Below are 24,729 nucleotides of genomic sequence, written 5' to 3'. Positions count from 1 at the left end.
AGGAGCCGCGCTACGACTGTCTGGAGGCACCACGCCTCGCCCGCCATCGCCCGATGAGGCCCCGATCACGACGTGCAGAGACGATCTGCACGCGAGATCCCCACACATGTGGGGCTTGCGTGAGGCGGCGCACCGGGGATAGGGGATGACGGACAGACCCCCACGTGCGTAGGGAAAGTTGGTGCATCCGGTCAGGGCGATAGAGCTCTCTCGGCAGACCCCCACGCGCGTGAGGACAGCTAGGGGCTTTCGTTTGGATCATCGTGCTGACCAGAGGAAGATGCCCGCGATGTGAAGTCCGGCCATGTAGATGGTGGCGGTCTTCTCGTAGCGGGTCGCGATCCCTCGCCACTGCTTCAGGCGGTTGATGCACCGTTCGACGGTGTTGCGCAGCTTGTAGGTCTGGCGGTCGAAGGCCGGTGGCCTGCCGCCCCGGCTGCCGAGTCGTAGCCGGTGGCCCCGCTGGTCCGCCGGGACCGGGATGACCGCCCGGATGCCGCGCTTGCGCAAGTGATCGCGGATCGCGCGGGACGAGTAGGCCCTGTCCGCCAGGATCATGTCCGGCCTGGTGCGCGGACGGCCAAGCCGTCGGGGAACGCGCAGGCGGGCCATGACGGCGGTGAAGGCGGGTGCATCACCGGCCTGTCCGGCGGTGAGGACGAACGCGAGGGGCCGGCAGCGGGCATCGGCCGCGAGGTGGATCTTGGTGGTCAGTCCGCCCCGGGACCGGCCGATGGCATGGTCGGCCGGTTCGCCGGCCGGGGCCCCTTTTTGCGGGCTCCGGCCGCGTGCTGGTGAGCACGCACGATCGTGGAGTCCACCGACACCGCCCAGGCCAGGTCCTCGTCGGCATCGGCCTGGGCCATCAGCATGGTGAAGACCCGCTGCCAGGTGCCGTCGAGGGCCCACATCCGCAGCCGGTTGTAGACGCCTCTCCAGTTGCCGTACTTCTCCGGCAGGTGGACCCACTGCGTCCCGGTCTGGAACTTGAAGGCGATCGCGTCGATCACCTCCCGGTGATCCCGCCAGCGACCACCACGCTGCGGTGTCCGGTCCGGGAGCAACGGCTCAATCCGCGCCCACTGCACATCTGTCAACGGCACACCCGGACCAACGACCGACTGATCCAAACGAAACTGCCTAGGCCCGCAGTGGTCTGTGATGACCAGCAGAGATGGACCTACATAAGGTGAGGAACCAGCGGACCCGGGCCGAGGATACACCCACCCGCGCCCGGGACTGCCGCCGCCCAAGATGATCCGCATAGGGCATGCTGGGCTGCAACACCTCTGGTTCTGGGGTGTGTTGACGTAGGGCTGGGAGCAGTCGGTGGGAGTGCGGGAGGATGCCCGGCGCGGCGGAATCAATCTGACGCCGTGGGGCAAGTTCGACCGCGGGCAGCGGGCCGTGTATCCGCTGCTGTTCCATCTGCTGGACGTTGCGGCGATCGCCGGTGTGGTCTGGGACCGGTACCTGACCCGCGGCCAGCGCCGACTGGTCGCTTTCGGCCTGGGCGTCACTCTGGCCGAGGCACGCTGCCTGGTGATGTTCTATGCCGGTCTGCATGATCTGGGCAAGCTGTCCGCTTTCCAGGAGCAGGAGGCGCATCCCTGGGCCCGTGTCAGCGACGCCCTGCGCTCGGACACCCGTAACTGGCGGCGTGTCCCGCACGAACGGGCGTCCATGCACGGCGTGCTGCACCTGCTGGCAGAGGCAGGTTACCCGGCGGACACGTCCGACAGCCCCGGTGTGCTGGTGGCGCAGATCCTGGGCGGGCACCACGGCCGGTTCCTGCAGGTCGACATCGACGGCGCGGCCAGGACCGCCCGCGTCAACCTCACCCTGGGCGGACCGGCCTGGCAGAACCTGCGACGCCGCTATTTCGCCCTGGTGCGCCATCTGACCGGCGCCACCGCAGTGCCCACGGACGTGACGGTGCCGGCGGCCGTGCTGATCACCGGAGTCGGCATCATCGCGGACCGGCTGGCCAGCCAGGGGCATTACTGGCTGCCCAAGGCCCAGGCGCCCGCCTTCGGCGCCGGTGAACACTACGCCCAGGCCGTCCGGGACGCCCCCGCCCTGTTCGAGGAGTCCGGGCTGGACTGCGTCGTCCTGCCGGAAACACCCTTCACCCAGGCCCACGGCGGCCTGGACACCCCCAACGACCTGCAGGCCTCGGTGATGGAGCAACTCGGGGCTGTGGTGGGGGAGAAGGGGCCCGGCATCCTCGTCGTCACCGATGCCACCGGCGGCGGCAAGACCGTCGCCGCGCTGGAAGCCGCGCGGATCTTCAACGCCACCGGCGACACGGCCGGCATCCTGTGGCTGCTGCCGACCACGGCCACCACGGACGCCGCCTACGACATCCTCGAGGCCTACGTGGCCGCCCACCGGCCCGAGCACGCCCCTGTCTCTGTAGTCCACAGTCACCCGTACCTCAACGCCGCCTACAACGATCACCGCCTCGCTGCGCATGAACCCTCCACGAGCGATGCCTACTGGCCCGGCAGCGACGACGGCGACGGGCCGGCTGCGGGGGAGCGGCCCGAGGAGCGCGTGACGGTCCCGGACGGCTGGCTGCGCGGCTGGGACAGGGCGCTGCTGGCCCAGTTCACCGTCGCCACCCACGACCAGGCCCTCATGGCCGCTCTGCCGGTCCGCTTCAGCGCCCTGCGCATGCTGGCCCTCTCCGGGCGGACCGTCATCGTCGACGAGGTCCACGCCCTGCCCCCGTTCATGCGGCGGATGCTGTCACGGCTGCTGCACTGGCTGGGCGCGCTCGGCTGCCCGGTGGTGCTGCTGTCCGCGACGCTGCCCGCCGGCACCGCCGACGAACTCGTGCGCAGCTATCTTGACGGTGCCGGCCACCCCCATACGGCAACGGCGCACCTGGACTGCCGGCCCCCCTACCCCGGCTGGCTCCATGCCGCGGCCTGCGACGCCTCACTCACCCGCATCGACCCTGCCGCGGCCGCCGCCCACGCCGACCGGCACCGGCGCCGCGCCGACATCCGCCTCCATCCGGTACGCCACCCTTCCTGCACCGACCCCGAGAACACCCCCGCCCGGGAAGAACGCCTGGACCGCATCACCCGGGAGATCGCCCCGGTCGCCCGGTCCGGGGGCTGCGCGGCCGTCTACTGCGCCACCATGGCTGATGCGCAGGCCACCTACGAGCACCTGCGCGCTGCCCTGCAGTGGCCGGACGGCGGCCCCGACAGGCAACTGCTTCTGCTGCACGCCCGCCTGCCCGGCCATCGACGTGAAGCCCGCACCCGCCGCATCCGCACCGCCCTGTCCTCGCACGGTGAGCGCCCCGAGCGCCTGGTGATCGTCACCACCAGCCTTCTGGACATGAGCCTCGACATCGACGTCGACGTCATGGTCAGCGACCTGGCCCCGATGCACACCCTCCTGCAGCGTCTGGGCCGCCTGTGGCGCTTCGGCCACATTCCCCGGCCCGCCTGGCTGCCCGAACGCCCCCGCCTGATCGTCCTCGAGCCCGCCGACCACCGCGGTCGCACCCTCCTGCCGCCCGCCTGGCGCTCCCTGGACTCCCCGTTCCTGCCGCTCGCCACCGCTGCCTGCCTCACCCGCCGGCCCGAGCAGGTGCTCACCCTTCCCGACGACGTGCAGGACCTGGTGGAGAGCGTGCACGGCGACGTCGGCGAACTCGCCCGCGCCGACGCCGCCCTGCGCCGCAGCCACACCCTCCACCAGGCCCGGACCCGCACCGAGGAACACCACAGCACACTGCACCTCGTCCCCGTCTGGCACGACACGCTCTCGCTGTCCGACCTGCACCGCCAAAACCTCCACCCCCGCGAGGCCGCCACCCGCCTGGGCGCCATGCCCCGCCGCCTGTTGCCCGTCTACCGCACACCAGGCGGCCGCCTCGCCCTGGACGCGGCCGGCACCCAGCCGCTGCCCGAGCAGCACAAGCCGACCACCACCCAGGTCCGCACGATCCTCCAGCACACGCTGCCCGTTCCCGCCGCCTGGGTCGCCGACCGCCACGGACACCCCCAAGTTCCCGCCGCCTGGCGCACCCACGCTCTCCTCGCCGACCTCGTCCTGCTCCCACGGCCAGCCGACGACCCCACCCGGCCGGTGCGCTTCGGCCGCCACCGCCTCCACCTCGACAAAGACTTGGGGCTCGTCCACAGCACGGACTGAACCGCCTCCGTTTCCGGCCGCTCACGTGCCGCCGCCCGCGCCCTCCACACGTGCCGGTGCTGTCGTCCAGCAGGCCGGGCAAACCGTTCGTCGCGCCGACCGCAAGCCGCGCCGGCACGCCAACACCTCGGCGGTCCCGCACCCAGGCCGGCACGGAGCAGGCAGGGGGAGCGCCCTCCTGCATGCCGGGCAGGGCGCTGCCGGCGGCAGGACAGAACGCCAAGCACATCGGCGACCCGCAGTGAGAGAAACAGGCTTCAAAAGCCGGGAATTGACTCCGATTCAAAAAAGGAAAACTGACCGGTAATTGCCCGCTTAACTATGTGGTTCGGAAGCTGCTTGTCTGTGGCTAATATGGAAATCCGGAGCCGGACTGGTGTTCGAGTCCGGTATCTCACGTATTCCTGCCTGCTGTGGTGCGCGCACCACACCCTTGGTGCCCCCTGCAGCAGGACCTGCCCGTCGGCGCGGCTTGACCCAGCTCACGCCATCGTGGCCTGCCCTCCCTGTTCCGGCAGCCCGCCGCGGCATCCCGTGGCGACCCGACCCGAACGGACTGCCGGTACCGGCAAAAGCGCCTTCCCGCATTCCCCATTCTTCTCTTCCATCGTTTTCACACCCGGCAACGGAGCCCGTGTGCAACCCCCGCAATACGAGACCGACAAAGAACCGTGCATCCCCGTCCTGTTCCTGGACGGGCACCAGGAAGACCTGGGATGGCGGGACGTGCTGCTGCGCGCCCACCTCATCAAGGACCTGGCACTTCCGCTCCCGCCCGCGGCATCCGCCGCCCTGCGGCTGCTCGTCGTGATGGCCGCACGCGTGACCTGTCTGGACGGACAAGCACAACCACGCGTGAGCGCACGGCAGTGGGCAGCCCGCCGCCGGGAACTGCTGAAGAACCCCGACGGGTTCGACCCCCACGCCGTTCACGCCTACTTCGACCAGTACATCTGGGATCTTTTCCACCCCGTGCGGCCGTTTCTCGGCGACCCCCGCCTGGCCAGCCAGTGCACCAAGCGAGCCGGCGTCAACAAACTGGTCTTCGGCCGCCCCGAAGGCAACAACCTCGCCTGGTTCAGCCCGCACACCGACACCGACCCGCAGCCGGTCCCCAGCGCCGAGGCCCTGTGGCACCTGCTCATCCACCACTACTACGGCGCGGCCGGACAGTGCTCCGTGCGCACCGTGGACGGTCGCTCCCTCGGAGGAGCCAAAGCCGGACCGCTGCGCTCGACGCTCTCGTTCCATCCCCTGGGCCGCACCCTGTACGAAACCCTCCTGGCGGGCATCCCCAAGCCCTCCCATCAGTGGCCCGGCACCCCGGACTGCTGCCCGTGGGAGGAGCCACTGCACACCCCCGACCCCGACGGCGATCCTGACGACGGCCCCGACCCCGACGTCGCCCCACCACCGGTGACCTCGCCGGGGCGCCTGCTGACCGGCCGCTCCCGCCACGCCGTTCTCCTGCTGCCCTCGCCGGACGGACGCCACGTGGTCGACGCCTACTTGACCTGGGCCACCCAGAAGAAACTCCCGGCCCTTGACCCGTACCTCATCCACCACATCCACACCGGCAAGCACCTCACCCGCCGCCACGCACCACGCCGTGCAGACGCCGACCGGGCTCTGTGGCGCGACCTGGACGCCCTCTTGCTGGCGGGCGACGAGGACGACAGCAAAGGGAAACAGAACAAGACCAGCAAACGCCGCTACACCGTCCAGCGTCCCGAAGCCTTCACGACCCTCAACGACCTGCCCCCCGACCTGCGCGCCGCCCTGCGCGTGCGGGTCTACGGATTCGACCAGGAGGGCAAGACCACCAACCGCACCTGGTACACGGCCCTGACCCCGCCGATCTGGCCCTGGACCCAGGAGAACGACCCCGCTGCGGCCGAGCGCATCGCCGAATGCCGCAAGGCCGCCGAGGAGATCGGCGCGTGCCTCGACACCGTCTCCCAGGAGGCCTGGAGCGAGACCACCGACGACGCCCCCCGTCACCTGCCGCCCTGGACCCACACCGCGCGCACCCTGTACTGGCCCCGCGCCGAGGCCACCTTCTGGAGCCTCCTGGACGGCGACCCCGCCCGCAGCGCGCGTGCTGCGTTCGCCGCCGACGCCATCGCCGCACTGCGTACCGCCACCCGCCCGGCGATCGCCCAGCGCTTCCGCACGGCCGAGGCCGTCGCCACCGCCGTAGCCCAGCTGCGCCTGCGCAGCCGCTGACCTTCCCCCACCTTCCTGCCACCTAACCGAAGGCTGCCGCACCATGCCCGTCACCACGGCGCAACGCCGCGCCCACTACGACGACTTCGTCCGCCAGGTCATCACCCTGTGCGCGGTCAACAGCATCCGCGCAGACCTCGCCTCGGGCCTCGCACGCCCCGTCGCCCAGTGCCCGCGCATGCCCGAACACCTCACCCGGCACATCGCCGGCTTCGGAGCACGCCGCGCCCACTACACCGTCGCCAGCCTCATCGCCGTGCACCGCGACCTGCCCCACGAAGACGACCCCTACCAACCCGAACTGCTCACCCCGGACCCCGGCAACAACCAGCACAACCCCGCCGCACCCGATGCCACCCGCGCCTCCACGCCACCCCACGGCCAGCCCCTCCCGCAACCGGCCACGCCCGCGCGGCCCTGGCGCAGCCGCCCCGATCTCGGCACCCACCTCGCCATCGCCGTGGCCCGATACGGCTTCAAGGAAGCCAGCATGACCAACCGGGTCAGGGTTCTCACCGGACTCGACACCGCACTGCTGCACCCGCAGCTGTGGGCGCTGGCCAGCCATCTGCACAGCCGAGGTGCCGCCCGCCTCGACTTCGCTGTTCTCCTCGAGGACCTGGCCTGGTGGGACGACGACCGGATGGAGATCGCTGCTCGCTGGCGCGAGAACTACTTCCTCGCCCTCCACACCCTCAACCTCACGGAGCACTGACATGGCCGCCTACGCCCCCGCCCGCTACGCCGACTTCCACGTCCTGCACCCTGTGGGCGCCTCCCTCCTGAACCGAGGGGAGGACGACCTGCCCAAAACCATGGAATTCGGCGGCGTCATCCGGCCCATGGTGTCCTCCCAGGCCTGGAAGCGGCCCGTCCGCCTGTGGCTGGAGGAAATCCTCGACGAACGCGCTGCCCGCACCCGCAAGCTGCCCCTGAGGGTGGCAGACCGCCTGCGCGCAGCCGGTCTGCCCGATGACCTCGCCGCCTTCGCCGGAGCCCAGATCGTGCGCTCGGCCACCCGGGACGGACTGAAGACCGAGGAAAACCAGAACGGCATCACCTCAGCCACCCTCTTCCTGCCGCGCGACGTCCTCGACGACTTCACAGCCCTGTGCATCGAACACCGCCCGCAGCTCGAAGAAGCCCTCCTCGCCCACACCGCCGAACAGGCCAAGCCCAAGGCCAAGAAGACCAAGCCGGACGCAGTCCTGCCCACCCGCACGGTCACCGCCCTCATCCGCCGCCGCACCGCCACCATCAACCTCTTCGGCCGCATGCTCGCCGAGATCAGCGGCGCCCACGTGGACGGCGCTGTACAGATGGCGCATGCCTTCAGCGTGCACCAAGGCGCTTCCCAGCCGGACTACTTCACGGCGGTGGACGACTGGACGGAGCACGATGAAACCGGAAGCGCCCACCTGCAGACCGCCTTCTTCACCACCGGCCTGTTCTACCGCTACGCCACCGTCAACCTCACCGAACTGACCCGCAACCTGGACGGCGACCACAAGCAGGCCCTGCACCTGCTGGCCCTGTTCGCTGAGGCCTTCACCGACGTCATGCCTGGTGCGAAGAAGACATCCACCGCCCCGCACACCTACCCCCACCTCATCCACTACGCGATCCGCGACCGCCGCCCCGTCTCCTACGCCGGCGCGTTCGAAAAGCCCGTCAAGCACGCCCACGGCGGCGGCTACACCACCCCCGCCGTCCACGCCCTGTCCGAACACGCCGGCCAGCTGAACCGGATGATCGGCACCCGCCGTCTCATCGGCTCCGGCTACACCACCCTCCAAAACGAGCCTGTCGACCACCTCGGCACCGCCCATTCCAGCCTCGACGACCTCATCGACGTGCTCACCGAGACCGCTGCCCTGCCCTCGGCCGCGACCGTATGAACGGCATCCTGCTCCGCCTGGCCGCACCCCTGATGTCGTTCGGGGAACACGCCGCGTTCCACTACCGCGACACCCTCCCCTTCCCCTCGCGCTCGGCCCTCATCGGCATGTTCGCCGCCGCCGACGGACGCGCCCGGGAGGAAGCCCTCGCACCCGACCCGGCCACCGGGAAAATCCCGTACACGGACCTGGAGCTCACCGTCCGCATCGACCGCCCCGGCACCCGCCACACCGACTACCACACGGTCGGCGGCGGCCGCGGCCACCAGGAGGGCTTGCGCACCAGCAGCGGCGAATACCGCCCCGCAGAGAAATCCACCCTCATCAGCGAACGCGTCTACCTCGCCGACGCCGTCTTCACCCTCGCCGTACAAGGCCCCGATCCGCTGCTGGAGCACCTCGCCCACCGCCTCGAACAGCCCGCCTTCGCCCCCTACCTGGGCCGGCGCTCCTGCGTCCCCAACGAACCCCTCGTCCTGCACGGCCCGCACCCCGACCCGGTCGGTGAACTCCTCCACCACGTCCCGCTCAGCCTGAGCGTCCCACCCAGGCCCGGGCAGGACACGGTGCCCGTGGACTTCATCTGGGAGAACCCGCCAGCCCACGTGCCCGCCGCCCGCAGCGAACGTGAAGTCGCCGACGTGCCCACCGACTTCACCCCCACACGGCGCTCCCACCGCACCCGCCGCATCTGGCGCAGCACCGAGCCCCTTCCCGCCACCCTGTACGCCCCGCCCCCCGCGCTCACCGAACTGACCGCCTACATCCACCAGGAGACACCGTCCTGTGACCAGCCCTCTTGCCGACACCCTCGCTGCCACAGCGACGCTCACCCGGATCCGTCTCAACCGCCGCAGCCAGGCTGCGCGCCGTGACCTCGCCGACTCCGCCAGCCTGCACAAGACCGTGATGCTCCTGGCCCCCGACGACCTCGGCGACCACCCACGCCAGAAGGCAGGACTCCTCTTCCGTCTGGAAGACGCCACCGACACCACCCCGCCCACCCTGCTCATCCAGTCCCACCAGCCGCCCGACCTCACCCGCCTGCCCGACCGCTACGGCACCGCCGAAACCCGCACCCTGCACCCCATGTTCCAGGCCTTGGCCCCGGGCCGCCAGGTGAACTACCGCATCACCGCCAACGCCAGCGCCGTCCGCCGCGTCCTGGACGACCACCAGCCCGTCGACCACCCACACGGCAGGAAAGTCATCCCCCTTACCGGCGACGACGCCCTCGCCTGGTGGCAGCGCCGCGCCCACCAGGCCGGCCTCACCCTGACCACCGCCGACGCCACCCCCGCCCGCTTCCGCCGCTCCCGGAAACACCACCCCGGCAGCACCGACGAATCCGCCCACACGCCCGGCCCCGTACACGCGCTGACCCGCTTCGACGGCCTGGCCACCATCACCGACCCCGACCAGCTCAGCCACGCCCTGCTCACCGGCATCGGCCGCGGCAAACCCTACGGCGCCGGCCTGCTCACCCTCGCCCCCGCCTGACCCACCCGCCCCCTTGCCCGGCACTCGACCGAAAGCCCCGCCCCGTGCCTGCCACACCCCCACCCGACGGCACCTACGACACCACCTCCCTGCGCGCCGCCGCCATACGACGCCTGCTGCGCCTACGCGCCGCACAGAACCTCACCCACCACGACGTCCGAACCGTCGCCAGCGCCTTCACCGTCCACTGGCGCACCGTGCGCCGCTGGATGGACAACGCCGACACCCACAAAGGCACCTACACCCCAAAGGGCCGCCACCACTTCACCCTCACCCCGGCCATGCACGAGACCCTGACCCAATGGCACGGCAACGTCACTGCCGCCTACCGGGAACTCGCCCAACGCGCCCTCCTCGGCACCCCGCCGACATCCCTGGCCACCTTCCACCGCGCCGTGGGCCGCGAACTCAACCACGGCCAACGCGCCGCCCTCAAGGACGGAGAAGCCGGGCGCCGCCGCCACGACGTGCACGCCCTGCGTCCGCACGGCAACCGCAACGACGTCTGGGAAACCGACCACGTCGAAGCCAGCGTCTTCGTCAACGTCGACGGACAGCGCAGCAAACCCTGGATCACCTGGTTCGTCGACCACGCCACCTGCACCATCTGCGGCCTGGCCGTCACCCCCCACCAGCCCGGCCAGGACGCCATCCTCGCCGCCGCCCGCGACGCCATCCTCTGTGGCGACCACTACCGGCCTTTCGGCGGCATCCCCCGCAAAGTCCGCGTCGACCGCGGCCGCGACTTCCTGAGCACCTGCGTCGACGAGGCGTTCAAGAAATTCGGCACCGAACTGATCGTCCTGCCCCCCTACAGCCCCCACCTCAAAGGCACCGTCGAAGCCGTCAACGGCGCCGTCAAACACACACTGTTCAAAGGCCTGCCCGGCTACTCCCACACCCCCCGAAGCCGCCGCGACCGCCGAGGCCGCCCCCTGTGGGAAATGGACGAACTCCTCGACTACGAAACCTTCGTCACCCTCCTGCTGGACTGGGTCGACTGGTGGAACAACGACCACACCATCGCCCGCCTCTACCGGCGCACCCCCGCCCAGGCCTGGCACGCCGACCTCACCCCCATCGACACCCTCGATGCCGAAGACCTCCACACCTACACCCTCAAGGACACCGGCCCGGCCCTGAAGATCACCAGCAAAGGCGTCCGCTGGAAGAGCGCCTACTACGTCGGCGACTGGATGCACGGCCACGGCAGCGCCGGCGAGATGGTCCGCCTGCGCCACGAACCCAACCAGTTCCACCGCGTCGAGCTCTACGACTCCGACACCCTCGCCTACCGCGGCGCCGCCTTCCGCAGCGACGAGATCAGCCCCCAGCAAGCCCACGACCTGCGCAACGCCCGCCGCCGCGAAGCCGACCACTACGCCGCCAAAGCCCGCCGGGCCCGCAAGAACTCCAAACCCCGCTTCGTCCCCACCACCGTCGCCCAACCACCCCAGCCCCGCAACCGCCTCACCGCCAGCCAGGCAGCCGACCAACTGCGCAAACTGCGCACACCCCCGCACGACCCGCACTCCGAGGCCCGGCCCGACCTCCTCAACCGGCCTCAGCCCGCATCCGACCGCTGGACACCACCCCTGCCCGGCCCCAAGCCCCAGGACACCCCATGACCCAACCGGCCGCCATCCCCGGCAACCACCCGGCCACCGGCCCCAACTACCACTACCTCGGCCTGCCGAACGCCCGCGCCATCCTCACCCAAGCCAGCGCAGAGACCTACGCCAACCTCGTCACCACCCTCAACGCCCACGACGGCAGGGGCGCCATGATGTGCGTCCACGGCGGCGTCGGCCTCGGCAAGACCTTCGCCGTCAACAGCCACCTCGACGACCTCGCCCCCCACACCACCCTGCGCGTCAAACTCAGCTCCTCCAGGATCCAGGCCCTCCTGGAGACCCTCTACAAAAAGCTCGACCTGCCCGGCCAGCCTCCCGCCCGCAGCACCCGCTGCGAAGCCATGATCAAAGAGGCACTGTCCGAAACCTCCCACGTCCTGGTCGTCGACGAAGCCCAGTGGCTCGACACTCGCGCCTTCGAATTCATCCGTGAACTCTGGGACGACGAGGACACCCGCATCGCCGTTGTCCTCGTCGGCGCGGAAAGCTGCTACCAGAAGATCAAAAACCGGCCCGCGCTCGACTCCCGCATCCTCGTCTGGCAGCGCTACAAACCACTCACACCCGGTGAAGTCCTCACCGTCATCCCCCAGTACCACCCCCTATGGAGCAGCGCTCCCTCCGACGACCTGCTGTGGATCGACGACCTCGTCTGCCACGGCAACTTCCGCCAATGGGCAAAGATCACCTACCTGATCCAAGAACAACTGCACGGACCCGCCACGCCAAACGCACCAGTCGAACCCCCGCACGCACCCACCGGCCCCACCCGCGACGAACCCGCCCGCGAACCAAGCCTTCCCTACAGCCGTGACCTGGTCCGCGCCGTACTCAGCCGACTCGACCCGACCCAGCGCCACACAGACTGATCCGACCGCCCCCAGCCGCTGGCGTATTCCTCACCCAGCTGCGAGAGGAATACGCCGGCGGCTGCGGCACCTCATCTCGCGGCTCCCCAGAGTTGGAGTCCCTACCGATCTCAACCGCACGGCTTCTCATCTCAGAGCAGCGCTGTCAGCCAGCTGTCTCCGGGTGGAGGGACGAAGAAGTACCCTCCGCCGGTGGTGAGGGTGTACTTGGTCATGGCCTCGCCCTGGAGCCGGTGCTGTACGGCTTCGAAGCCCTTTTCGAGGTCGCGTTGGAAGCAGGAGAAGATCAGGCCCTGGTCGTCCGTGCTGCGCTGGTAGTTGTAGCCGCGCCGGACCAGGGGCGGAGGATGGCGCCGGTCGGGCGCGGCCTTGCGGACGTGTGAGTCGAGCGGGGTGATCTTTCCTGCGGGGTCTGCGGCGAATGCGGGCTGTTCGGTGCTCGGAGTGCCGTCCAGCCATCGGCCGTCCCTGCGCCGACCGATGACGCGTTCCTGCTCGTGGACGGTGTCACGGTCCCAGAAGTCGGTGGCGAGGCGGATGATCCGCACCACCTGGTAGCTTCCGCCCACCGCCCAGTCCGGTTCTCCCTGGTCGGCCGTGACCACTGCTCGCTCAGTGATCCCTGCGGTGGTGTCGGGGTTGCCGTAGCCCTCGGCGAAGTGGAAAGGGTTGCGGGCCAGTCCTTTGCCGTGTTCGACGTGGTTCTCGGGGCGGTGGCCGTCCAGGTGCCACCGCACGTCCCATTGAGGCAGGGCCCGCAGTGCCTGGCCGGCCGCGTCTGACACTGCCCGGGCCGAGGCTGCGGTGATGTGGATCAGAAGGTCGCCATGCGAGCTGGAGGAGTCGAGCAGGTCACCGGCGAAGGAGGGCATTCGCTTCAACTGCCGTGGAATGATGGCACTTTGGGGTAATCCGTCTGCGCCGATGGCCATCCAGGCGGCTGTCTGCCCGCCATCGACGGCTGCGACAGCCCGGCATGCGGCACCGAGGGCGTCAGCGCGGTGCTTCTCATCGATGGCCAGATTCAAGGAAATGACCCGGGCATACGGCAGCGGTGCTGCGCCACGCAGGTGGGCGGGCGCCTGAGTCCCGTGCTCGGATGCGCCTTTCAGAGCGGCAGCGCCCACAGCACCCAGCCCGGCGATGCCGATGGCGGCGGCCACAGAGGTCCGCAGGATTCCGCGTCTGCTTGTCATCGTAAGGAGAGAGTCCTTCGAGAGTGGCGGGCCAGAGGCGACGGCGTGATGAGAACGTTCTTCAGCCGCGGTCCAGGACTTGGCGTGCCACCGCGCGCTCGAACTGGGTGCGGAGGCTGTCGTGCACTGCGGTCAGCTCTTCCTCGAACGTCGCGAGGTCGTCGGGCCAGTACCGGTCGCGGTAGTACAACTCGGCCTGGGCCTGGTAGACGGCTGCTTGATCGAGCGCGGACTGCACGGCCAGGCGCTGAGCATCCGGGTCGGTCCTCAGGTAGTCGTCGCAGATGGTGCGCACTCTCGTCAGCACGGTGTCCTCGGCCCTCCGTGGGTCCGCGGTGCCGGCCGCCTGCTCACGGAGCAACTCTGTGGCCAACCCGCCGGGCCCGCCGCGCAGTTGTCCAAGGCCGGCGTTGCCGTGCCGGATTTCGTCCTTCACCACGGTCTCGACCAGATGACGCAGCAGCACCCGCAGTTCGAGCGGCTCCCAGATGCGGCCGCGTACGTCGTAGAGTTCGGTGCGCTGTTGCACCCCCGGCCGCCCCCATTGGGCGATCTGACGGTTCAGTGTCAGGTATGCGGCCATCTGCTGTGCGTGTTGCTGCTGGGTCTTGAGCTCTTCGGGGCCCCGGCGATCCCACACGTTCAGCCCGAAGAGCTCTTCGAGTTCGGCCGTGAACATCAGCTCCGCCGACGATGTGCCGCCCACCCGGGAGTAGCGCTGGAAGTACTCGAAGACCGAGACCGTCGCAGTGATCCACTGCGTGTCACTGGCCGGCATCCCCTCCTTGGTCTCGATCGCCTGGAGCAGTCCTCCGTGCAAGCGCACCCCGGCGGGCAAAGTGCCGGAGGCCAGGGGCACCACGGCACCGTCGGTGATGTCGTAATCACGGCCCCGGGCGTAGCAGCCTGCGGCGGCGACCGCCTCCGTGACGCGTTTCTCCAGCAGCAGGGTCTCGACGTGGGCTGGATCGATCACGCCAAAGGCATCGTGCAGCCGTTTGCGCCCCTCCGCCGTGAGCCGTACGACACCACGTGCCGTATCGACCGCGTAGTCCAGTCCACCGCGCAATGCGGCTGCCATACGGGCCGACTTCCGCAGCTCTTCCGCCGGGGAGGCTTCGTCCTCCAGCAGCATCAGCGGTTCGACGATCGGGGCGATCAGCACGTGCCCCGGGTCCTTCACCACCGCCGCACACGGTGCCGGGCGCGCCCCGTCCCGCGGCTCCAGGGACTGCCGGTCGCGAAGCAGGTCCATACCGAACCTGCGATACGCCCCCACCGTGACATCGGCGGCGTAGGCCGTGCCGCGCTCGTCCTCGTCCATGCCTTCGCGCAGGACACCGACGCTGATACCCAGCGGCCCGTACACCGCTGCGGCCCGTTCCCCCTCTTCCCGCGCCTGCCGTGCGTCGGGCGTGATCAGATGGACCCCGCCATGGGCCAGCGCGTGCAGACACCCGGCCAGCAACCTGGCTCCGCGCAGACGTTCTTCCCCGGCGGCCCGGCCGCCGTGGATCATCGTGCCGTCCGCCACGCGGACGGCCATCTGCCGGGCATCCTCGTCGAAGGACACGCCCTCCATGGGGGCAGCGGATCGTCTGAGGAGGCCGAGTGCCGGATGGGAGAGGGCCTCCAACGGCTCTCCGGCGTCGGCCCGGTGCTTCAGTTGCCGTAGTGCGGCACGCGCATCCATCCAGGCCCCCACTCTCGTCTCAGCCGGCGCCCGGGAGGTGCCCGGGCAGGTGCATGTCGGGCAGCTTGTCAACGAAACGCGTGATGGCCTCTGTTGCCTCGCCCGTGCGTGTCTGCGGATTCTTCTTCGGATCGAGTTCGATCCTGCCCTCGAACCTTCCCGATCCGACCCTGTTCTTCCCCGGCGGCCGGTACAGCGGGGAGTCCTCGGGGATGGTCCACGTGCCGTCGGCGTTGCGGACGGCTCCTGTGGTGAAGTCCGGGTTGACCGCGGCCGGATCAACGCCGCAGTTGTGGACCAGAAGAGGCGTCGTGCCTGCGAGCACATAGTAGGTGTGGAGGCCGTCGACGGTGAGGTTGTAGACCGTGGTCTGTTCGGTGTGCCGGCGGATGGCGGTGATCTGGACCCAGGTGCCGCTGCTGGTCTGCAGCCACTGGCCGGCTTGGAGGTCGCCGGCATCGACCCACTGGTGCAGGCGGGGGACCCAGAAGGGGTGGCCGTCGGTGGCGGTGACGGTGCTGGTCTTGCTGCCGGTCGGGCCGTCGGTGTCGAGGGTGACGTCGACGAGCTGTTTGTCGCCGCTTCCTTGGATCAGGGCGGTGACGGTGCGCGGTCCGCTCTCACCCGTGGCCGGGTCGGTGGCGATCACGCGGTCGCCGATGCCGAGGTCCCTGATGGGTTTGTGGGTGCCGTCGGCCATCAGGACGGGGGTGTCGCCGGTAAAGCTGTTGGGCACGGCGCACTGGCCGAGTCTGCTTCCTGCTCTGGCATCGGAGGCGATCGTGCCGAGGCCTTCGCCGAGCATGCCGGCCAGGCAGCCGGTGGCGGCAGCGATACCGACCTGGCCCCAGTTGACCTTGCGGCCGGACAGGCGCTGGGTGAGCCAGTCCAGGCCGCCGTCCACGACACCGCCGATGACACAGGCGGCGATCAGGGGGTTCTTCCCGGAGGGGTCGGTGTAGGTGGTGGGGGAGGAGAGGGCGTACTGGTAGAGGTTGCTGCCGCCGGCCTGGCCGATGGGGTCCTGGGAGATGAAACGGCCGGTCTGGGGGTCGTAGTAGCGGTTGCGGTAGTAGAGCAGGCCGGTGCCGTCGTCCTCGCGGCCGGTGTAGGTGTGCGGGTTCGACGAGGCGGTGCCGGCGGCGGTGGTGGTGCCGTTCGGGTCGTAGGCGTAGGTGGTGGCGACACTGCCGTCGGTGTTCGCGAGGCCGACCACGCTGCCGAGGGCATCGGTCAGGTAGACCTGGGTCGTGCCGGCTTCGGTGCGGGTGAGGAAGTCGTCCAGGCCGGAGGTGGCCACTGTGGCGGTGGTCGTCCCGGAACCGTCCTGTTCCACCAGGGGGTTGGAGCCATCGGTCAGGTACCGGCTGGTGGCGGTGCCGGTGGTTTTGGAGACGCGGCCGCCGAGCGCGTCGTAGCCGAACGACGAGGCAGCACCGCCCGCTTGGGTGACACCGGTGAGTTCGCCGCGGGCGTTCCAGCCGTAGGTGCGCAGTCCGTCGCCGGTGAGCTGCCCGTCGGCGTCGTAGGTGAAGGCGCGCCCGTCATAGCTGGTGATGCGGTTGTCCTTGCCGAACTGCGTGCCGCTTTCCGCGGCGGGCAGGGCCACTTTCGCCAACGAGCCGGTCAGCCCTGTCTGCAGCGTCCTCTGGTCGCGTGTGTAGGCCAGGTTGCCGATGGGCGTGCTGCCTCGTGTGTAGGCGATGGACGTGACGATGCCGGTGGCGTCGTAGCCGGTGGTGCGGGTGATCCCGCCGGGCAGGGAGGCGGTCTTCTCGCGCCCTACGGTGTCCAGGCCGAAGTCGACCTCCTGCGAGCCGGAGGCGATCGACGTGAGGACGTCCGAGTTGTCGTAGCCGTACGTGGTCGTGGTTCCGGCGGCCGTCATCTGGGTACGACGGTCGGCGGCATCGTAGGTGTAGTCGACGGTGCCCGTGGGGCCGGCGGTGGAAGTTGTGCGGTCGTAGGCGTCGTAGGCGAATGTCTGGTCGCCGGTCTGGCTGTCGGTGATCTGCCTGAGCCGGTCCTTGTCGTCGTAGCCGTAGCCGACGGTCGATTGTGCGTGGCCCAGATCGTCGACTCCGTACTGGACGGTCTTCAGCCGGCCCAGCAGGTCGTAGTCGGCCTTGGCCGTCAGGCCGGACCGGTTGGTGGCCTTGTCGAGGAAGCCGGCGTCGTCGTAGGCGAACAGCGCCTGGACGCCGAGGGGGTCGGTGGCCGACTCGGGCCGGTCGGCGTCGTCGTAGGACCAGGTGGTGGTGTTCTGGCGGGGGTCGGTGAGGGACGTGAGATTGCCGTTGTTGTCGTAGCCGAGGACGGTGGTGTGGTCGAGCGGGTCGGTCAGCGTGCGGGGCTGGTTGAGCTTGTCGTAGGAGACGGCGGTACGTGAGCCGGCTTCGTCGGTCAGCACGCTGGGCCGGCCTGCACTGTCGGTGTACTGGGTGCTGGTGCGGCCCTCGGCGTCGGTGACCGAGGTGAGGTCGCCGTTGCTGTAGGTGTAGGTGGTGACCGCGTGTGAGTTGTCGGTGGCGGTCTTGAGCAGGCCGGTGTCGGTGTAGGTGTAAAGAGTCTGCCGACCTGCGGCGTCGGTGAAGGTGACCAGGTTGCCGGCGGCGTCGTAGGCGAGCTGGGTGGTGTGACCGAGGGCGTCAGTGATGCTGCTGGGCTGGTCGAAGGGCCCGTCGTAGGCGATCGTTCCGATGGAGCGGGCCTGGTCGGTCCCGGCCAGTTCCACAGCGCCGGTCAGGTTGCCCGCGGTGTCGTAGTGCAGTTCGGTGCGCCGCTGGTAGGGGTCGGTCACGGCGTCGACGCGGTGACCGGTACCGCGTTCCAGGAGGGTGGCGCGGGCAAGGCTGGTGCCGTAGGCCTCGGTGTCCTTGGTGCCGTACCCGCTGTCGAACTCCACCCGTCGTACAGCTCCGCCGGGCCGGGTTACCTCGGTGGCGGTGATTTCCCCGGTACCGGTCGTGGTGTAGGCGAAAGAGTAGGCCTGGCCTTCGGTCAGGGTCTGGTGCTTGACCCGTCCGGCGTCGTCGTAGGTGTTGGTCATGTAGACGATGTCGCGGGCGTCTTTGGCGGTGGCGATGCGGTTGGAAGTGCCGTCGTAGGTGTAGGAGCTCACCTTCCCCGCGGGGTCGGTGACGGTCTGCAGGCGTCCGGCCGAGTCGTAGCCGTAGGAGACGCTGCGGCCTGAGTTGTCGGTGGCGGAGGTGACCCGGTTGCTGCTGTCGTAGGAGAAGCTGATCCAGCGGCCCGCCGACGTCATCACGCGGGTGACAGGACCTCGTGTGTCGTCGGCACGCGTGATGGTCAGGGCGTTGCCGTAGCGGTCGCGGATCTCCTTCAGCGGCGCGTACTGGGGAAATGCCCACACGGTGCCGTCCGGGAAGGTCATCTCCCACACCGCGTTGTGGTACTTGATGACCGTGCCGCGGAATCGGCCCGAGGCCGCTTGCGGCTGGAAGACGGCATCGGCGTAGCCGGTGCCGGCGGACGTACGGACGTAGTGCACCTTCTGCCCGCCGGGCACGTACAGGTCGACTTCCTGATACTGCTCCTCGGAGTGCAGGAACGCGTTGTAGATCAGGTCGCGTCCGATACCGAAGGCGCGGCTGGCGGTGTCGCCCTGCCAGTAGGTGCGGGTCACCTCGATCGGGGTGAGCTGGTCGTCGACGGCGAGGTCGGTGCGGGAATCGGTGAGCAGCCCGGTGGACAGGTCGACCGGGTCGCCGGAGAGCCAGTCGATGGCGTCGTCCAGCCAGGACGTCGCCCAGGACGGCAGGGTGGAAATGTTGAACATCGCGCCGTGGAAGGCCCACACCCGGGTCTTCTTGTCGGGGACGATCTGGGTGCCGTCTGCGCTGACCTGGCCGTGCCCGTAGACGTACCAGCCCTTGCCCTTGGGGTCGTAGTCCATGAAGTCGACCCGGGTGCCGGGCGGTTCATGCGTGTAGTTCGGATAGATGATCTGCGCGCCCTCGGGGAACACGTACGTTCCGCCCGGCTGCACCGTGAAGTACACCGGGACGACGCTGTTCTTGGGCAGCGGGAAGGGCGGCCGGTCGATGGGGATGGCGGTGATGCCCAGTTCGGTGACCGTGTCGCCGTTCTCGTCGCGGACCACCGAGCCCTTGGGGATGCGGACCTCAAGGCCCGGGATCTGCGGGGTGGTCAGCGTGATGTCCTTCTTCGCGGGGGCGTCGAAGGTGACGGTGTGCTTGGTGTCCAGCGGCGTCATCCACACCGGGAAGCCGAGGTCCGTGGACTCGTCCGCCCGGGGATGGATACGGATGTCGAAGCGGCCGTAGGCACGGGCCCCGGTGGTGGCAGTGGAGCCGTCGACGGTCAGCGTGGTGGCGTGCGGGCTGATCCCGGCCAGAAGGAACCGGCCCTGGGCGTCGGTGCGGGCACGAAGGACGCCGACCCGCACGCTCACACCGGCCAGCGGCGCCCCGTCCAGCTTGCGCACCTGCCCGGTCAGCGAGGTCTGACCCGGCGGTGCACGCAGCGCAGCGGGGGCTTTCGGCGCGGCGGAGCGCCGGGTCACCCAGTCCTGGCCCGCGAGGTTGTGCTTGTCCGGCTGCCAGGCATCCGTGCCGCGGGGGACGCTCCCGCCGCCGTCCGGCGCTGTGCCCGCATCAACACGGCTGCCGCTGTCGCTGCTGGTGCTTACGCGGACGGTCTTCGCTTTGTCGGGCAGCAGGGTGCCTGCTGCTCCGGCGTCGTCCCCCGGGGAACTCGCGAGGGTTGCAGTGGTCGACAGACCGAGGCTGAAGGTGCCGGTCTTCTGCGCCGCGGGGTCGAGCGTGAGCGTGTACGTGCCGCTCGACGGCAGGGCTGTCAGGGCGTAGGACGTCGTGGTTGTGCTCATGTACCGGTCGCTGACGAGCCACTTGGCGTCGGGACCGTAGACGGACAGGTACCAGGCGTCCGGGGGCGTGCCGCTCACGGTGAGGGTGAGTTTCTGCCCTGCAGTGCCGGCGAAGGTGAAGCGGGCGTTCTGACCCGTCGTGGTGAGTGTCGCGGACCGGGCTGTGCCGTCCACGCTCAGAGCGCCCGCGTTCAGGTCGGGGACCAGGGTGGCGGTGGTACTGCCGGTGACGGGTTTGGCCGGCTGCAGCAGGAGCCGGTAGGTACCGGCCGACAGCGGAGCTTTGAGGTCCACGTCGGAGGTAGACAGGATGCCGAGGTAGGCCGGGTCGCTCGCTCCCGGGGCCAGCGACTGGATCGTGGTGGTCCCGGTCAAAGTGGTGTTGCCGAACGTCACGGATGCCCCGTCGCCGGCAGCGGCGGCCAGCGTGTATTCCAGTTGCTGGCCGGGGCGGCTGATCGTCCCCGTGGTGCCGGACGCGGACAGCGCTCCCGCTGTCAGGGGGCTGGACAGCCACAGTGTCACGGCACCGCTGCCGGCGGACTGCGGTTCCAGCAGCAGGGTGTAGGCCGTGCCCGGTGTCACCGGATGGAGATGGATGGCCTGCGTGGTGTTCTTGACCACCGAGGTCACGAAGGTGCCGCTGCCTCCCGCCGGGCCGATCAGGTTGATGTAGGTGGTCTGGTTGACGGTGTTGCTGGTCAGTCCGACACCGATGAAGTCGGCGGCGGGGTCGGTGAACTGGGCGCGGATGCGCTGGCCCGGCCGGGTGGCGGTGGCAGCGACAGAGCTTCCGTCGACGCTCACGTTCACGGTCACATCAGCCGACAGGGTCATCTTCAGGCTGCCCACCGCGCCCTGGTAGGGATCCAGGACCACCGTGTACGTGCCGGTCTCGGCGAGGTCGGACAGCCCCTTGGTCAGCGCGCTGCCGGCGGACACCACGGCGGAGGTGACGATCTTGGCACCGGAGGGAGCGATGACATCCACGTAGGCCGTGGTGGTGAACGTGTTGTCCGTGAATCCGAGCGACAGATCGTCCCCCGCCGACGCGGTGAAGGTTGCCTCCGCGTTCTGCCCGAGACGGGTGACACTCGCGGAAGCCGAGTCCCCGGACGTGGTCAGCCGTCCGATATCCGCCGGACGGGACAGGGTGGCGACCAGAGTTCCCGTGCCCAGGCGGTCTGGTGACGTCCTCAGACGGTACGTGCCGCTCTGGGGGAGGGCGGTGCTGTCCCACTCCGCGGTGCTGTTGGCGGACACGATGAAGCTGTCCACCTTCGTGCCGTCGGGCGCGTACACGGCGCAGGTGACGTAGGAGGAGAAGGCCGTTGAGGTGACGCCGAGCGAGATCTTCTGGCCTGCGGTCGCGCTGAAACTGGCTGTCCCGTCCTGGCCCGGCCGGGTGATTCCCAGCGGGACGGCGTCTCCGTCGGTGGTGAGGTCGGAGGCGGACGCGTAGTGCGAGATGGTGACGGTCGCGGTGCCCGTCGCAGCGTTCGAGGGGTCCAGGTAGAGGGTGTAGGTGCCGGTGGCAGGCAGAGCATCGATGTCGAGCGAGGTGTAATAGGCCTTCGACACGAACAGCGAGTTCAGCTGGTCCTGGTTGGGCGCGTACAGGCGCACGTTCGTGGTGTCGCCCATTCCGGCGGTGTCGATGCCCACGCTGAACGAGTCACCCTTGACCGCATCGAACGTCCACGCACCGTCCTGTCCCGTCCGGTTCATTGTCGTGGCGATGGGGGCGTCGGTGAAAGACAGCGCCCCACCCACCGGCTGGGACACGGTGACCAGCGCCGCTCCCGTGGCTGTCGAGGGAGGATCGATCACCAGCGAATAGGTTCCCGAGACCGGCAGATTGCGGACCTCGTAGTCACTGGAACCGGTGTAGATGTAGCCGGTGCTGCCCACCGAATCACCGCGCGGATCGACCAGCGTCACGGCAGGGGTGGACGTGAAGGTGGACTGAGCGAATCCCACCGAGATGCTCTGGCCCTGGTCCGCGTCGAACAGCACCCGGGCGCGTTTGCCGGACGTGGTGACAGCGGCGGATACCGCATCGCCGGTCACCGACGCCCGGACGGTCGTCTCGAAGTCGTCCGCGCCCGAGAGCGGTATCGTGAAATCCCCGGGAGACGTCGCTTTCCCGTCCGGGGTCTGCACGGTGATCTTGCCCGTGGTCGCGGCGCCCGGAGGCACCCTCACCGTGAGCGTGGTGTCGGTGGCGCTGACCATCTCCGCGAATGTTCCGCCGTTGAAGCGTACGACGTTGTCGCTGATCGATGGAGCAAACCCAGAGCCGGTGAGAGTGACGTCGGTCCCGGCCACACCGGAGGACGGCTCGACCTTCGTGATGGCGGGGGCAGCAGGAACGGTGAACGACTCGGGCGCCTCGGCACTCGCACCGCCCACAGCCACGGCGACCTTTCCGCTGACCGCGTCCGCCGGCACGGTCACCACGACACGCGTGGCGGAAGCCGAGATCACGCTTGCCGCCTTGCCTCCGAAGGTGACGGTGTTGCCGGCGGCAGTGGGGGAGAAGCCGGTGCCCGACAGGGTCACCTTGGCACCAGGCGCAGCACGTACCGGCACGATGGAGAGCACCGAGAGAGTGCTGGACGCGTACCGGTCGATGCCGAGCCTGTTGCCGGCTTCGTCGTAGTGGTAGCGGGCTGTCTGGCCATCCGGGTCGGTCACACCGACCAAGCGGCCTGCTGCATCGTAGGCGTAGGCGGCATCGTCGGTGGTGGGCTCGGCGGCTGCCGTGTCGGCCGCCGTGGCGGAGGAGGTGGCCTTGGGCCCGGACGAAGCCTTCTGCGGAGATGAGGCCGTCCTGGCCGGCTCCGGGTGCCGCGGGGCAGCCTGCAGCGACACGCTGCCTGCAGCCAGGGCCAGGACGAGCGCACCCGTCGTCAGCAACCGGTGGCGGCCGTGTCTTAAAACGCGAAAGAGCCTGTCCCGTGACTGCATGCGCCCTCCCCAGAGCACGTCATGAGGAGCACGCGCCGCATGACCCCCACCCTCACATCGCACGAGCCGTAACACCGTATGCGTCAAGCGTCATGTACGCGACAGCAGTGAGAGTGAATGGCCGAGACCATCTCCGTGCCGGTCCCCGGCAGCAGCTCCCCCCGGCGGACCCCGAGAGACTTGAGCAGCGGAAGGAACCGGCTCGGTGAGGACGGATCCCAGCGGGAGTGCACGCTCCTGGCGCGCCTGATGGCGTGAATGTGCTGGTGCCGCCTCAGAGGGTCACACGGAATCCGCGTGCTGGTCTCGATGACCTCGCTTTGCTGTGACCGTGGCAACGCGCCTCAGGGAGCCGTCCGCTGCGGTCCAGGCAGGACGTTTCCGTGGTTGCGCCCCGTGTCGCTTCCCGGTGCAGCGTTTTGCCCCCGACCCGCCTTTCCTTGTGGTGAGGGCGGCCTCCGGCCAAGGCCCCGAAACCAGCTGGAGACGGCGTGGGAACACTCAACGATGCGGCACCGGCCGCAGCAGCCGCAGCGGCTTCTCTGATGATTCGGCGCGGCAGGGGAGCGGGCGTGTGGCGCCTCCTCCTGGAAACGGTCCGCTCCCGCGTGAGCGCCCGTACCGAGAAAGAACGGCATGCGGGACTGGCAGCTTTGGCGGAGAAGCTTCCACCGGGCAGCCGGCTTGTCGTGCGTCAGGGACCGGGCGGCCACCACAGCGTGGAAATCCATACCGAGCAGCGTCCGTGTGATCCCGACCGGCATCAGGCGTCATGACGAGCGGTACGCCCCATCCAGCCGACGAGTTCGAGTCGTTCTTCATGCGCTACGAGCCACGGGTGCGCCGCTACCTCTTCGCGCGCGGAGCCCGCAGCGACGTTCTGGAGGCGGCCGCCGACGCGACGATGGAGGAGGCCCTGCGCTACTGGGAGCGTCTCCAGAGCCATCCAAACCCACAGGCGTGGCTGTTCACGGTGGCAGCCCAGCGGCATGCCAAGAGCTACAAGGAACACTTACGACGCAAAGAGCTGACCGATCCCGGCGCATTCGACCAGCTCATTGACACCGGCACCGGAATCTCCTGCGACGAGCGGCTCGACCTGCTGCGCAAACTGCGCCAACTGCCCGAACAACAGCGTGAGGCCCTGGTCCTGTTCTGGCTTCTCGACATGCCCTACGAACAGGTCGCTGACGTCATGGGCATCCAAACTGGCACGGCGCGGGCACACGTGGCCCGCGCACGGTCCCGTCTCGCGCAGATGTACGCCGACGAGGAAGGGGGATGCGCATGAACACCCAGGAGCGCCTGGAGCAGACACGCCAGGCCCTGGCAGAGATGTGGTGCGACGAGGAAGCAACCGCCGAACGCCTCAAGCAACTTGTGGCCCGCACCCACAGCGCTGCATCTGCTCCCGGCGCACCGCCCCCCGCCATCATGGCAGCGGCAAGCGACCACGAAACCGCGGCATGCCAAGTACGCAGCTACAACGGCGAGCTCGCGCTCTGCGCGGCGATCGGGCAGGCCGACCGACCGTACGAACCTGCCGCGTGCCATCCGGCCGCGGACAGCGAAAGCGGCCGCGTCACAGACCTCGTGGAGCGTGCCCAGGCCGGCGAGGCCGACGCCTTCGGCCGCCTCTACGACCAGTACAGCGACACCGTCTACCGCTACATCTACTACCGCGTCGGCGGCAAGGC

12 protein-coding genes and 2 pseudogenes are annotated in these 24,729 nt (G+C 69.3%); 10 read left to right on the top strand and 4 right to left on the bottom strand.

What is annotated here, in order from left to right:
- Positions 1 to 258: 258 nt before the first annotated feature.
- Positions 259 to 1,130 (bottom strand): annotated as a pseudogene (locus tag AB0D74_RS45120) (IS5 family transposase).
- A gap of 199 nt (positions 1,131 to 1,329) precedes the next feature.
- Here AB0D74_RS45120 and cas3 point away from each other — a divergent pair.
- From cas3 to AB0D74_RS45080, 8 genes are all read left to right on the top strand, one after another.
- Positions 1,330 to 4,176, top strand: coding sequence for a CRISPR-associated helicase Cas3' (gene cas3, locus AB0D74_RS45115; protein WP_362600485.1), 2,847 nt, complete (start codon positions 1,330 to 1,332; stop codon positions 4,174 to 4,176).
- Between the two features lie 636 nt (positions 4,177 to 4,812).
- A complete protein-coding gene (casA, locus tag AB0D74_RS45110; protein WP_362600481.1) occupies positions 4,813 to 6,402 on the top strand; it encodes a type I-E CRISPR-associated protein Cse1/CasA in 1,590 nt (529 codons plus the stop codon).
- A 43-nt stretch (positions 6,403 to 6,445) separates the two neighbouring features.
- Positions 6,446 to 7,117 (top strand): type I-E CRISPR-associated protein Cse2/CasB, encoded by a 672-nt coding sequence (locus AB0D74_RS45105; protein WP_362600478.1) that lies wholly within the window; start codon positions 6,446 to 6,448, stop codon positions 7,115 to 7,117.
- Between the two features lies 1 nt (position 7,118).
- The gene (cas7e, locus tag AB0D74_RS45100) at positions 7,119 to 8,300 is read left to right on the top strand and encodes a type I-E CRISPR-associated protein Cas7/Cse4/CasC (RefSeq protein ID WP_362600475.1); all 1,182 of its coding nucleotides are present in this window, start codon (positions 7,119 to 7,121) and stop codon (positions 8,298 to 8,300) included.
- Complete coding sequence (gene cas5e, locus AB0D74_RS45095; protein WP_362600472.1) at positions 8,297 to 9,175, top strand: type I-E CRISPR-associated protein Cas5/CasD; 879 nt, start codon at positions 8,297 to 8,299, stop codon at positions 9,173 to 9,175. The genes cas7e and cas5e overlap by 4 nt, the downstream gene beginning before the upstream one ends.
- Complete coding sequence (gene cas6e, locus AB0D74_RS45090) at positions 9,087 to 9,800, top strand: type I-E CRISPR-associated protein Cas6/Cse3/CasE (protein WP_362600469.1); 714 nt, start codon at positions 9,087 to 9,089, stop codon at positions 9,798 to 9,800. Before cas5e ends, cas6e begins: the two co-directional genes overlap by 89 nt.
- Positions 9,801 to 9,844: 44 nt before the next feature.
- Entirely contained in the window at positions 9,845 to 11,428 is a 1,584-nt protein-coding gene (locus tag AB0D74_RS45085; RefSeq protein ID WP_362600466.1) for a recombinase, read from the top strand.
- Complete coding sequence (locus tag AB0D74_RS45080) at positions 11,425 to 12,303, top strand: ATP-binding protein (RefSeq protein ID WP_362600463.1); 879 nt, start codon at positions 11,425 to 11,427, stop codon at positions 12,301 to 12,303. Before AB0D74_RS45085 ends, AB0D74_RS45080 begins: the two co-directional genes overlap by 4 nt.
- Positions 12,304 to 12,434: 131 nt before the next feature.
- Here AB0D74_RS45080 and AB0D74_RS45075 read toward each other — a convergent pair whose 3' ends face one another.
- The 3 genes from AB0D74_RS45075 to AB0D74_RS45065 all read right to left on the bottom strand — a co-directional run bounded on the left by AB0D74_RS45075 (position 12,435) and on the right by AB0D74_RS45065 (position 22,936).
- Positions 12,435 to 13,466 carry a Dyp-type peroxidase gene (locus AB0D74_RS45075; protein WP_362600461.1) on the bottom strand — a complete coding sequence of 344 codons (1,032 nt, stop codon included), beginning with the start codon at positions 13,464 to 13,466 and terminating at the stop codon, positions 12,435 to 12,437.
- Positions 13,467 to 13,560: 94 nt separating this feature from the next.
- A complete protein-coding gene (locus tag AB0D74_RS45070; protein WP_362600458.1) occupies positions 13,561 to 15,192 on the bottom strand; it encodes a hypothetical protein in 1,632 nt (543 codons plus the stop codon).
- 19 nt (positions 15,193 to 15,211) lie between these two features.
- Positions 15,212 to 22,936 carry an RHS repeat-associated core domain-containing protein gene (locus tag AB0D74_RS45065; protein ID WP_362600455.1) on the bottom strand — a complete coding sequence of 2,575 codons (7,725 nt, stop codon included), beginning with the start codon at positions 22,934 to 22,936 and terminating at the stop codon, positions 15,212 to 15,214.
- A gap of 868 nt (positions 22,937 to 23,804) precedes the next feature.
- Here AB0D74_RS45065 and AB0D74_RS45060 point away from each other — a divergent pair.
- Complete coding sequence (locus AB0D74_RS45060) at positions 23,805 to 24,323, top strand: RNA polymerase sigma factor (RefSeq protein WP_362600452.1); 519 nt, start codon at positions 23,805 to 23,807, stop codon at positions 24,321 to 24,323.
- Positions 24,320 to 24,729: pseudogene (locus AB0D74_RS45055) on the top strand (hypothetical protein); the annotation flags it as partial. The gene AB0D74_RS45060 and the pseudogene AB0D74_RS45055, both read left to right, overlap by 4 nt.

The organism is Streptomyces sp. NPDC048278, assembly GCF_040652195.1.
Lineage (GTDB): Bacteria > Actinomycetota > Actinomycetes > Streptomycetales > Streptomycetaceae > Streptomyces.
Note: the sequence above shows the minus strand (reverse complement) of the source record. Positions and strands in the feature narration are given on the sequence as shown.